Origin of the sequence: Haloarchaeobius amylolyticus (assembly GCF_042678045.1) — an archaeon.
In the GTDB taxonomy this organism is placed as follows: Archaea; Halobacteriota; Halobacteria; order Halobacteriales; family Natrialbaceae; genus Natrinema; species Natrinema amylolyticus_A.
Window position 1 is genome coordinate 59858 of record NZ_JBHUDI010000001.1, and the last position, 11919, is coordinate 71776.

The 11919-nt window shown below is 63.5% G+C and carries 8 protein-coding genes and 1 tRNA gene; 6 read left to right on the forward strand and 3 right to left on the reverse strand.

What is annotated here, in order from left to right; all coding sequences use genetic code 11:
* The first annotated feature begins 181 nt into the window (after positions 1-181).
* The 6 genes from ACFR99_RS00285 to ACFR99_RS00310 all read left to right on the forward strand — a co-directional run bounded on the left by ACFR99_RS00285 (position 182) and on the right by ACFR99_RS00310 (position 7104).
* Positions 182-1396, forward strand: coding sequence for an inositol-3-phosphate synthase (locus tag ACFR99_RS00285; RefSeq protein WP_390283161.1), 1215 nt, complete (start codon positions 182-184; stop codon positions 1394-1396).
* Positions 1397-1449: 53 nt separating this feature from the next.
* Positions 1450-2838 carry an alkaline phosphatase family protein gene (locus tag ACFR99_RS00290; protein WP_390283163.1) on the forward strand — a complete coding sequence of 463 codons (1389 nt, stop codon included), beginning with the start codon at positions 1450-1452 and terminating at the stop codon, positions 2836-2838.
* 107 nt (positions 2839-2945) lie between these two features.
* Positions 2946-3020, forward strand: a tRNA-Glu gene (locus ACFR99_RS00295).
* A 419-nt stretch (positions 3021-3439) separates the two neighbouring features.
* Entirely contained in the window at positions 3440-3895 is a 456-nt protein-coding gene (lrp, locus tag ACFR99_RS00300) for an HTH-type transcriptional regulator Lrp (RefSeq protein WP_390283164.1), read from the forward strand.
* 275 nt (positions 3896-4170) lie between these two features.
* Positions 4171-5115: a hypothetical protein gene (locus ACFR99_RS00305; RefSeq protein WP_390283166.1), complete on the forward strand. Its 945-nt coding sequence runs from the start codon at positions 4171-4173 to the stop codon at positions 5113-5115.
* 6 nt (positions 5116-5121) lie between these two features.
* Positions 5122-7104 carry a pyrroloquinoline quinone-dependent dehydrogenase gene (locus ACFR99_RS00310; RefSeq protein ID WP_390283168.1) on the forward strand — a complete coding sequence of 661 codons (1983 nt, stop codon included), beginning with the start codon at positions 5122-5124 and terminating at the stop codon, positions 7102-7104.
* A 102-nt stretch (positions 7105-7206) separates the two neighbouring features.
* Here the strand turns inward: ACFR99_RS00310 and ACFR99_RS00315 are convergent, their stop codons facing one another.
* The 3 genes from ACFR99_RS00315 to ACFR99_RS00325 all read right to left on the reverse strand — a co-directional run.
* Positions 7207-9438, reverse strand: coding sequence for a PQQ-dependent sugar dehydrogenase (locus ACFR99_RS00315; RefSeq protein ID WP_390283170.1), 2232 nt, complete (start codon positions 9436-9438; stop codon positions 7207-7209).
* A gap of 247 nt (positions 9439-9685) precedes the next feature.
* Entirely contained in the window at positions 9686-10738 is a 1053-nt protein-coding gene (locus ACFR99_RS00320; protein ID WP_390283172.1) for a sodium:calcium antiporter, read from the reverse strand.
* A gap of 140 nt (positions 10739-10878) precedes the next feature.
* Positions 10879-11919, reverse strand: a 1041-nt coding sequence (locus ACFR99_RS00325; protein WP_390283174.1) for an RNA-guided endonuclease InsQ/TnpB family protein, incomplete at its 5' end; no start/stop codon positions are given.

Sequence of the window (11919 nt, forward strand, 5' to 3'; positions counted from 1 at the left end):
GGTATTACCGCCGCTATGCGAGACATAACGAAAGCCGTCCGGTCCCCACTTCTGATGGGATGCCCGCTACCGAACCAGCGCCAGACGCGTCACGTCCACGTGCCATTCATTCCACTACCGGCACGCGAGAACCCACGTCGCCTCGACGGCGCGACCGGTCGTCGAGACCGAACGAGTTCCGATGACCGAGGGGACTGACTCCGCGACTGACGACCGAACCGGCGTCTGGCTGGTGGGCGCGCGGGGCAACGTCGCGACGATGTCGATCGTCGGCGCCCGCGCAATCGCCCGCGGCGTGACCGAGACGACCGGGATGGTTACCGAGCGCGAGCCGGTCGCGAGCCTCGAGTTGCCGCCGATCGACGGGTTCGTCTTCGCCGGCCACGACATCGAACCGGAGCCACTCGTCGCACAGGCCGAGCGCCAGCGCGATCGCAACGGCGTGCCCGACGACGAGACCCTCGCAGCCGTCCGCGACGATCTGGCCGCGATCGACGACCGGATCGAGGTCGGCACGGCAGTCAACTGTGGGGCCGCCGTCTCCGAGGGAAGCGAATACCTCGACGAACGTCTCGCCGTTCGCGACGTCGTCGAGCAGATCCGTGACGACTACGAGACGTTCCGCGACCACCACGATCTCGAGCGCCTCGTCGTCGTCAACGTCGCCTCGACGGAACCCGAACTGGCAGCGCCGGAACGGTACGACAGCCGTGACGCGCTCGAGCGGGCGATCGATGACGACGACCGCGAGCTGCCTGCGAGCGTGCTCTACGCCTACGCCGCGATCGACGCCGGCCACCCGTTCGTGAACTTCACGCCGAGTACGGCCAACGCGCTCGGCGGCCTCGAGGAGCTCGCGGCCGCGACCGGCGTCCCACATATGGGACGGGACGCCAAGACCGGCGAGACACTCGTCAAATCCGCGCTCGCGCCCATGTTCGCCGGCCGAAACCTGCGGGTTCTGAGCTGGGAGGGCCACAACATTCTGGGCAACAAAGACGGGCTCGTGCTCGAGGACGAGGAAAACGCCGCCGGCAAGCTCGCGAGCAAGGGTGACGTGCTCGACTCGATCCTCCCCGACATCGAGCACAACCGTGTTCGGATCGACTACACGCCATCGCTGGCCGACTGGAAGACTGCCTGGGACTACATCCACTTCGAGGGCTTCCTCGAGACCGAGATGAAAATGCAGTTCACCTGGGAAGGCTCCGACTCCGCGCTGGCCGCGCCGCTGGTCCTCGATCTGGTGCGGCTGATCGCCCACGCCGACGACCACGGCGACGGCGGCCTCCAGCCCCAGCTCGCATCGTTCTTCAAGGCCCCGCTCGGCGTCGACGAGCACGACTTCTCCCAGCAACTCGAGCGGCTGTACGCGTACGCCGACCGACACGCCTGAGGACCGCCCTGTGACGCCAGTTACGACCGAGACACTACACTGCACTGCGATCCATGTCTGATCCGACCACACCCGAATCGACGGAGACGGCCGGCCGCGTGATCGTCCTCGACGTCGTCGGCCTCCAGCCCCGGCATATCGACGCCGATCGGACGCCGACGCTCGAGACGTACTTCCCGAACGACCGCGTGACCGACCTTCGACCACCGTTTCCCGCCGTGACGGTGCCGGTCCAGACCACCCTCGCGACCGGCCGCGGACCCGACGCACACGGCGATGTCTCGAGCGGCGAGTACGACCGCGAGCGCGACGCCGTCGCGTTCTGGGAGCGCGACCGCGACGGTCGCGATCGCCTCTGGGAGACCGCAAGCGACGAGGCGGGGCTGACGACCGGCGTCTTAAATTTCCAGCACCTGATCGGGACGAGCGCCGACGTGGCGGTCACACCCTCGCCGATCGAGGACGAGAACAACGACATCCTCGAGATGAACTGCTGGACGAACCCCGATGGCTTCTACGACGACCTCCGCGAGGAGCTACATCACTTCCCGCTACACAACTACTGGGGGCCTGGCGCGAACGAGGAGGGGAGCAGCTGGATACTCGCGGCTGCCCGCGAGGCGATCGACCGGTTCGATCCAGATCTGCTGTGGATCTACGTCCCGCACCTCGACTACGTCGGCCAGAGCGACGGGCCGAGCAGCGACGCGTTCGCGGCTGAACTCGAGACCGTCGACGACCTCCTCGCGGACTTCCTTGCGTTCGTCTCCGGGACCGACCGCTGGGACGAGACTGCCCTCACGCTCGTCAGCGAGTACGGCTTTCACGACGTCGACCGACCACTCTTCCCGAATCGCGCGCTCCGCGAGGCCGGGTTGCTCGAGACGACCGCCGACGGCGACGTCGACATCTCCGTCTCTGATGCCTTTGCGATGGTCGACCATCAGATCGCACACGTCTACGCCAACGAGGGAGCGGTCGGGGCCGCTCGAGAGGCGCTCGCAGGGCTCGCGGGAGTCGACGCCGTTCTCGACGAATCGGGGAAAGCCGAGCGCGGGATCGACCACCCGAATGCGGGCGATTTCGTGCTCGTGGCTGAGCCGAACGCCTGGTTCCAGTACTACTGGTGGGACGACCGCGCGAACGCGCCCCCGTACGCGACCGAGATGGACATCCACGCCAAACCCGGCTTCGACCCCTGCGAGCTGTTTTTCGGTGACGAGGGCCTCGTATCGCTCGACGCCTCGAAGGTCAGCGGCTCCCACGGCCGCGTCGACGAGTCGGCCGTGGGCTGTTTCGGCCTCGGCGGGCCGGCTGCGCCCGCACTCGCAGGCGACGGGCCGGTCGACGCGACCGATGTCACGCCGACGCTCGCCGAGTTGTTAGGAGTCGAGGGAGCCCTTTCGATGGCGTTCGACGGAACATCACGGCTTCGACAGTGACTGTTGACTTGACGCATACGTGAGGGTGTGCCATCGTCGCCTCGGAACGGAACGCTTTTTACTAGCCCCCGGCAACGAACAGTTGCACACGACGCGTGTGACGGATCGCTCCGTTGGTGTAGTCCGGCCAATCATTTCGGCCTTTCGAGCCGATGACCTGGGTTCAAATCCCAGACGGAGCACTCTTCTGAGGAACGAAGTGACGAAGAAGGAAGCGCACGCTCTGGGAGTTGAATCAGACCAGTCACGCGCAGCGCAGCGAGCACGTCTGGGCGTGGTTCAAATCCCAGACGGAGCACTTCGACCGAATTCCACCAACCTGCAGCCTTCGGTTTCGGAAGTCGGCAACGTCGTTCGACTCGGCTTTCACCGGCGAGTCGGCAGTCTACTCGAGCACGACCGGAGATGTCACCAGTGAGTATCGAAAGTCGATCGAAGGTGAACACGAACCCATTCCTCGCTGATACGAATTCTGGCGGCGGTCCCACTAATCCACACCTCTACAAGAAGGAGCAGTTCAACTCGTGACATCGACTCACTGACGCTGGACAGAACTGGATGTTCGTAAACCTCTAGTACGTGGCGTACGTGAGACCAGCTAATGACCTACGAAAATCTGGACGCAGACCTCGTAAACGAACTTCTCGGAGACGGTCGGGCCAGTCTCCGGAGCCTAGCCGAAAAACTCGACGTCTCCGTGACGACGGTCTCGAACCACCTCTCCGACCTCGAGGAGAAAGGCGTGATCGAAGGCTACACGCCAAAGGTCGATTACGACGCCGCCGGCTACGACGTTACGGCGGTCATGCAACTCAAAGCCGAAGGAAGCGCGCTGCCCGAGATCACACAGACGCTCAGAGAGCACCAGCAGATGATCTCCGTCTATGAAGTCACGGGGGATTACGACGTCATCGCGATCGGGAAGTTCAAAGATACGGACGATATGAACGAAGAGATCAAATCCCTGATCACCGATCCCGACATCAAGCAGTCGAACACGAGTATCGTGCTCAACATCGTCTCCGAGAACGAACAGTTCGAACTCGAGACGGTGTGATCCACGGTCGACGGCGATTTGTGACTCGAGACGGTCGTCCCACGCTACTGTCCCCGTATCAGTGGTGCGAACAGATGGTTGATTGACCCCCTGTTTTCGGTCAGAAACACCTGGTTGTCAGTTCGAGATCGGACCAATACGTGATTGCTCGTGACGAACTGCAGATCAGAATCGGCGAGACAAACCTGATCTGTCGACGTTCTCGAGTAACTATATTTAGATGATAAAACTGTGGAAACTTCTATTGGGATTGAGCCTGACTCTCAACGAGCATCATGGCATATGGTACCAATCCAGAAGACAGATACAGCTACGGGGAGGTCAGCGACGCGGACCGTCGCGAGTTCCTCAAGGCGCTCGGCATCATCGCCGGTGGCAGTATCGCCGGTGCGACGCTCCGTGATCTCCGTGGGGAGGTCTCAAGCGGCGCAGCGGGTGAGCTCGCCGAGATGGGCGAGGCAGTGCGGGCCGGATTGACCGGCACGCTCGACGCGGCGCTGTTGACCGAGGAGCTGGCGGGTCTGGAGGAGAGTTTCGAGCTGCTACCCCAGTTGGCAGCGATGGGCGTTCCCGAACAGGGCGCATCGGCGTATCAGGAACTGACGACGTCGGCGTGGGCGATCAACGATCACCTCGCGGAGGTCGGCTTCTTCGCGAGCGCGGAGGAGAACCTGCCGGCGTTTACGCCCGAGCACATCGAGGAAACGACGCGGCAACTACTGCACATCGAGGAACTGCCGGCAACTCTCTCGGAGATCGGGTTCGCCGAAGGCGAACAGACGGCGTTGGTGACGAACATCGTCAACGCCCGCGAGCAGCTATCGTGGTGGATGAAGACGCCGGCGTATCCGCCAGCGGACGCCGTCGACGACGGCGTCGTCCACGAGTACGTCGCGCCGCTCCACCAGCGCGCGGCCGAAGGATCGCTGCTATGGATCGACGGGCTCGATCACTTCCTCTGGCAACGGGAGCCGTTGATCACCGCGGAGATGATCGATCGCGGCCTCTGGGACACCAAGTCGATGCTCGGCGGGTACTACCTGCTGGGGTCGGCCGCCCGCGACCTCGCGGCCGGCGACATCGCGGACGAGCACCTCACGACGCTGACGACAGCCAGTACCGCACTCACGATCATCAGTCAGGAGTTCCTGATCAACGACGTCGTTCGGATTCTCGACGAGGACCGCGCACCGAGGACCGAACCCTCCACCGCGAGGTGACCACACATGACCTACGAATCACATCTCATCGATCTGCCGGAGGACGCACCGTGGAACGAGAAACCGGGTGAATCGGTCGTCGAACAGGGCGATACCGACCAGATTCCCGAACGCGACGTCACGGAAGAGGACCTCGCCGGAACGGGCGAGGATCCGACGAACTGGCTCATCATGGGCGGTTCGTACCAGTCCCAGCGCCACACGACGGCTGACGTCATCACGCCGGAGAACGTCGGTGATCTCGAGGTCGAGTATCGTCTCGAGGTCGCGGACCACCCGAACGACTTCCAGGGATCGCCGGTCATCGTCGACGGCGATCCACCGATCATGTACGCGACGGTCGGCCCGGACCTGCTGTACGCGATCAACGCGCGGACGGGCGAGATCCTGTGGCGACACTTCTATCGACCCGACGTCGGCGCATCCGACGCGACGCCGCCGGCAGAACGGGGCCCCGCCGTTCTCGGCGATACGGTCTACAAGAGCACACTCGACCTCGGCGTCATCGCGATCGACCGCTACACCGGCGAAGAACGGTGGTACTACAACGGTGCGGCCGCTTATCGCGGCGAAGTCGCTGACGACCTCATGCACGAGGAACTCCGGTGGGAGCGGTCGCGTGGCACCACGTCGTCGTTCCCGCCGCTGATCTACGACGGGATGCTCATGAAGGGCAGTTTCGGCGGCGAGTTCGGTGTCTCCGGCTTCTTCGACGGGATCAGCCTTGAAGACGGAACCCCGCAGTGGCGCGTCAACATGACTCCGGAGCACGAGTGGGTCGGCGAGTCCTGGCAACACGGCGGTGCGACCGCCTGGGCGTCCGGTGCAGTCGACCCCGACAGCGGGACGGTCGTTATTCCATCGGCCAATCCCGGGCCGTGGTACGGCACTGTCAGACCGGGATGGAATCCCTACTCCTGCGGGAAGGTCGCTGTCAACACCGAAGACGGCGAGTACCAGTGGCACCATCAGGACTCGCCCCACGACTGGTGGGACTACGACTCGCCGAGTCCACCGGTCGTCTTTGAGGCAGACGTCGACGGTGAGACGCGGACGTTCGCGACGTGGCCCGGCAAGACCGGCTGGGTGTATACGGTCGACATGGAGACCGGCCAACTCCACCAGCGCAGCGACGAGTACGTCCAGCACCTCAACACGTTCAACCTACCGCCGTACGACGACCTCGAGAGCGCCCCCTGGATCATGCCCGACCTCATCGGCGGGACTAATCCACAGCCAAGCGCGTACGATCCCGAGACGCGGACGCTGGTCGTCAAGGGAACGAACTACCCGATGAAGTTCTCCTGGTTCGAGACGGAGTACGAGGCGGGCCAGCGTTACATCGGGATGGACACCGTGCGGAAGACCGAACCCACGCAGCCGGACGACGGGGAGCAAGAAGACGAAGAGGTGCCGGCAGATGCAGAAGAGGCGGAAGTCGGCGAGCAACGCGAAGGTGACGAAACACCTGCGAACGAGACGGTCGGCGGCAACGAGACGGCCGACGGCGGCGACGACCTCCACGCACCCGAAGAGCGTGATGACGGAGACGAAAGCGAGAATGGAGCGGAGGAAGAAGCGGAAGAGGACGACGAAGAGGAAGACGACGGCACGCAAGAGTTCGCGCAGGAGGAAGTCCCCGAGTGGAACCAGAACGCCGGCGTGATCGCTGGGATTGATCCGCTCTCCGGCGACGTGAAGTGGCAAAACTGGTTTAGCTGGGAAGTGGGGCCGCCGTGGGGCGGCTCGCTGACGACCGCGACGGGCGTGACCTTCGCCGGCGGCCCCGGCGGCTACCTCCACGCCTTCGACACCGAGACCGGCGAACAACTGGCCGCACACGTGGTCGGTAATCACGGCGTCGACGGGGCACCGGCGAGCTGGTACGATCCGAACGAAGGCAAACAGTACGTCGCGATCACTGGCGGCGGCGGCAACCAGGTCGAGGAAGAAGGCAACACGATCGCCGTCTTCTCGCTTCAGGAGTAACGCCGTCGACCCGTCTACGCCGCTTTTCTTCGAGTCGACCCAGCGAACAAGAGCCTCGCGGCCGATGCGATGTCCCGAAAAAAGGGATAGCGGCGGCCGCTGTTACTCTCCGTTCGTCTCGTTGCCAGCCGCTGTTTCGTTACCGATTTCGGTCTCGTTGTCGGCTACAGTTTCGTCGTCGGCAGCCTCTGTCTCGTTACCGGCAGCCGCCTCATCGTCGGTTTCGACACCGTCTCCGTCTTCCATTTCTTCGCCGTCGTCGCCATCGGCCGGGACGAGCCGGTGGACCGCCCCTTCGCCCTCGACCGTCGACGTAGTGGTCGTGAGGACGTAGATCTCTCCGTCGGCGTCCTCGCCGAAGGCGTAGACGAAGCCGTTCGGCCGACCGTCTTCGGCCGCCTCGCCCTCGAGTTGAATCTGCTCGATGGGCCACAGTCCGTCTTGGCCGGCCGCCTGTGTGGCCTCTTCCTCGGCCTTGTCGTCGGCTGCGGTCTCGTTGTCAGCTGTAGTTTCGTTACCAGCTTCTGTCTCGTTGTCCGCCGTGTCGTCCGCCGGCGGATCGAGGAACATGTCCTCAACGCCACCGTCGCCATCGGCGTCCTGCCAGCCTTCGGGCGGCCGCGCGAGGAAAACGGTTCCCGGGCTCTCGCCGTCGATGCTCCAGTCGCCGAAGACGTACGTGCCCTCGAGTTCACTGATTTCGCTGCCCTCGTAGAGATGACCGCCGGTGATTGAGACGCCGATATTGCCGTTACTGACGCCCTCGTCGCCGGTGTCGTCGGTTTCAGCATCGGCGGCCATGTCGTCGGTTTCGGCGTCGGTCACGTTGCCGCCGTTTTCGCCGTTCTCCGTCGTGTTGCCACCGTTTTCACCGTCCGCGGCTGATTCTTCGCCGCCGTCGGATTCGAGGATGTCGACCTCGTGTGGGTACTCGATCACCGGCTCGAGTAGTGGCTCGCCGCCTCTGACGTCGTCCGGCGTGCTGTCCGGACAGTCCTCGGGCGGCTCCTGTGGGGAGTCCGTACTGAAGCAGTGGGTGCCTTCCTTGACGTTCCAGCTGTAGTTGCCGCCGCGCTGGACGTGGTTGACGCTCTCGAAGAGGTCCTGACCGACGTCCGCGACGAGGAGCTGCCCGTCCTCGGTAAAGGACGTCCCCCACGGGTTCCGGAAGCCCCACGCGTAGTACTCGTCGAGTCCGGCGTCCGAGTCGATCAGCGGGTTGTCGTCGGGGATCGCGTACGGCCGGTCGTCCGACTCCGAATCGACGTCGATCCGCAGGATGCCGCCGAGGAGGTTCTCCTCGGTGTCCTGTCCGTTGCCGCCGTCGTTGTCGTCGTACCAGTCGTCGACGTGACCGGTGCCGACGTCGTTGGCACCGCCGCCGTCGCCGGTGGTGAGGTACAGGTAGCCGTCGGGGCCGAACAGGATGTTCCCCGAGTTGTGGTTGAACTGCGGCTCCGGGATCTCGAGGATCGTCCGCTCCGAGTCTGGGTCGGCTGTCGCGTTGTCGTCGTCGGCCGTCTGGAACTCCGAGAGGACGAACGTGTGATCGTAGTCGTCGGGCGTTCCCTCCCGCGACGGGGCGCTATAGCGGACGAAAAAGCGCCCGTTGTCGGCGAACTCGGGGTGGAACGCGAGGCCGAGCAGGCCGCGTTCGTCAAACTCCATGAACTCCACGAGCCGGTCAGAGATGTCGAGGAACGGCTCCTCCTCGAGGCCGTCGGGCCCGTGGACGTAGATCCGCCCCGTCTGATCGGTGATGAACCGTCGGTCGGCGTCCTCGTCGGCGACCGTCAGACTCGTCGGTGCGGTCAGCCCCTCGGCGACCGTCTCGAGGCCGACGGTCGGGCCGTCGCCGATGAGCTGGTCTGGTGCCGCGGCCGCATCGCCGTCGGCCCCCTCGTCGACGAACTCGATATCACCACGCATGGAGTTGGGATGGGGTTGGCAGTAGTATTGGGCCATCCCTTCCTCGGCGGTAAACTCGACGGTCTGGGTCTCGCCCGCCCCGGCGACGATCTCCGTCTCGACGAACTGTTCGTCGCCCGCTTCGTTTTCGATGCTGAAGTTGTGGCCCGCACCGTCTAAGTTCTCCCACGTCAGGGTATACGTCTCACCCTGGACGAGCCGAAGCGTCGGATTGCGCTCGTCCGCGATCGCCTCAGGCGACTGGCCGACCCAGCCGCTTATCCGCGCACCCAGTTCGATCTCGCCGGTGATCGCGTCTTCCTGCGCCGTGGCTGACAGTGCAACTCCCGCTACTGAAAGCGCTGCTGACGAACGCAGAACCGTCCGCCTCGAAACAGTCGGTGTGGAATCGTCGTTTCGTGTCATAGTAGTACAGTACGCGATACCGGATCGCGTCTCGCGTTTCTCGCCCCGCGTATCCGCTCACGTACCGGATTCTCGTAATGTCGATATCGAGCAATAAACAGACCCGATCGTTCCCCGAACAAGCCGGACTTGCCCGAACACAGGTCACATAATCCATTCTTGTTGACTCCTAATGACGCTTTTCGACCCGGGACGGCTCGCTCGCCCGGAATCCCGTCTCACGAACGGGGAACGAAGCACGGCATCGTCACAGGTAATTTGCGATCCAGTACGCTGCGTAACAGCCGAGCAAGGCGAGTCCGCCGAGCCGCGTGGCGCGACCGAGCGCGAGTATGAGCGTCACGACGAGCAGACTCGCGACGAGAAACGGCCAGTGGACCGTCAGTACGTCGCTACCCGTGCCGATCGGGTGGAGAGCGGCGATGAGGCCGATGTTGGCCGTCATGTAGAACGCGGTACTTCCGACGACGTTCCCAACGGCGATCGCCGGCCGATCCTGTCGGACCGGTTCGACGGTGAGTGCGAGTTCCTCGAGCGACGCGATGAAACTCAACACCGTCGCGCCGAACGCCAGTTCCGAAATTCCGAGAGTGACAAAGATTCCCTCGGCGCTGTACACCGTGATGCCGGACCCGATCGTCATCCCGATCACCGCGAGGACGGCGACGCCGAGGGCGAAGTGACCGCTCCGGTCGTCGAACGACGGGACGAAGTCGTCGAGGTCGAGGTTCGGCCCTCGTCGGACGACTTCGTCACCGCCGTCCGCCGCTCCCGCGGTCGGTTTCGGATCGGCCTCGAGGTCGACGACCTCTTCGACCTCCGTCGAGAGCAGATACGTCGTCTCGGTACGGCGCTCGTACCAGAACATGAACGACAACAGCGGGACGAACAGGCCGAGAAGAGCCAGCCCCTCGAGCCGACCGATCGATCCATCGACCGACAGCGCGAACGCCGGGAGCGGGGCGAGAACGAGCAGGAGCAGGTACGCCCGCGGCACAGAGATCCGAAAGGGAACGAGAAGGGCCGCGAGGCCGACCGCGACGGCGAGGACGAACAGCGATTCGCCGAACACCGTCCCGAGCGCGAGGTCGGGGAGGTCGACGACCGCCGCAGTCACGCCGAGGACGGCGTTCTCGAGGTCGATACCGGCCAGGACGACGGCGAGGAAGAACCCGGAGATGCCCAGCGAGACCGCGCTCTGGGCGACGGCCTCGATGAACACTTCGACACACCAGATCACGAGGAGGACGCCAACGAGAAACAGTCCCGCGAGGACGACCGGCGAACTCGGCCCACTCATCTCGGCGGGGGGTACACCGCCGTCCTACTTAGTGACATCCTCCGCGCCGTAAACGGAGAGGGATCGGAGATCCCTCAAGCAGTCGGGCAAAGCCCGACGACGGCGCGGCTTCCCGTACCGCAGGTGGGATATTTGCTGGTCTACGACACGACCTGCTCTCTCGTCTGAAACGTCCCGCTCTCGCGGTCGAACAGGTGTACCGATGGCTGTGCCACACAGCCGTTACTCCTATCCTCTCCGTGAGGACTCGGAGTTATCTTCTGGCGCATATTCTCCGCCCCATTACAATCCGCGTTGGCTACCAACTCGCACGACGAACAAACGTACAGGCCACGTTCGACCCGGTTTGACTTCGTGTCGTCGCCACAGTGCGAGCAGGTCTTCGACGTGTCCCACTCGTTCTCCTTCAGCACCTCGACGCCACGTCTCTCGCCTTTGTACGCGAGGTACTGGTAGATGCGGTCGAATGCCCACGAGTGCAACTTCTTGTTCCCCGTCGTGCCCCAATCAGACTCACGCACATCTTCAGGCCAACTCACCGCGAGCCTGCCAACACCGCGTTCGATACATTCAGTGATGAGGGCGTCCGTGAGAACGTGGTAGAACTGTGTCTCACGGTCAGCGAGCTTTCTCCGTGCCCACATCGACTTCTCCGATGGGCCGTTCTCACCTTCAGTATCGTACCCAGCTTGGGTGAAGTAGTGCTTGTCCTGCTTGAGCGAGTTGCCGGGGTACAGGACGTACTCGTTCGGGAAGGCGACCGTAGCAATGTTCGTGATGCCGAGATCGATGCCTGCTACGCCGTCACCTGCTGAATCCGCGGTTTCGAGTTCGACTTTGCAGACGAAGTGCAGCTCCCATTCGTCGCCGTTCCAGACCGCACGAACGTTCTGTACCTTGGTGACTTCTGAGAGGTCGACGTCTGGCCGGGTCTGGTACTCACAAAGAATGAAGTCCGACCAGTTCTCTTTTAGGTTCGACCCTTTCGAGAGTCTGACGCGGTTGTTCTCGGGGTCGTGTTTGAAGCCGTCTGCTTTGAACGTGATTGTACTACGTGGTCGTTCATCGCCGTGTTTGCGGTAGCCGGGCGGATTCGCCGTGCCGTCTTTCTGTCGTAGATCGAACCACGACTGGAAAGCGTCAGAAAGTTCTTCGATGACTTTCTGACTGGATTGTGCGTT

What these genes read in the sequence shown, in the direction of transcription:
- ACFR99_RS00285 (WP_390283161.1), top strand. Translation starts at nt 182, where the DNA reads ATGACCGAGGGGACTGACTCCGCGACTGACGACCGAACCGGCGTCTGG.
- ACFR99_RS00290 (WP_390283163.1), top strand. Translation starts at nt 1,450, where the DNA reads ATGTCTGATCCGACCACACCCGAATCGACGGAGACGGCCGGCCGCGTG.
- lrp (WP_390283164.1), top strand. Translation starts at nt 3,440, where the DNA reads ATGACCTACGAAAATCTGGACGCAGACCTCGTAAACGAACTTCTCGGA.
- ACFR99_RS00305 (WP_390283166.1), top strand. Translation starts at nt 4,171, where the DNA reads ATGGCATATGGTACCAATCCAGAAGACAGATACAGCTACGGGGAGGTC.
- ACFR99_RS00310 (WP_390283168.1), top strand. Translation starts at nt 5,122, where the DNA reads ATGACCTACGAATCACATCTCATCGATCTGCCGGAGGACGCACCGTGG.
- ACFR99_RS00315 (WP_390283170.1), bottom strand. Translation starts at nt 9,438, where the DNA reads ATGACACGAAACGACGATTCCACACCGACTGTTTCGAGGCGGACGGTT.
- ACFR99_RS00320 (WP_390283172.1), bottom strand. Translation starts at nt 10,738, where the DNA reads ATGAGTGGGCCGAGTTCGCCGGTCGTCCTCGCGGGACTGTTTCTCGTT.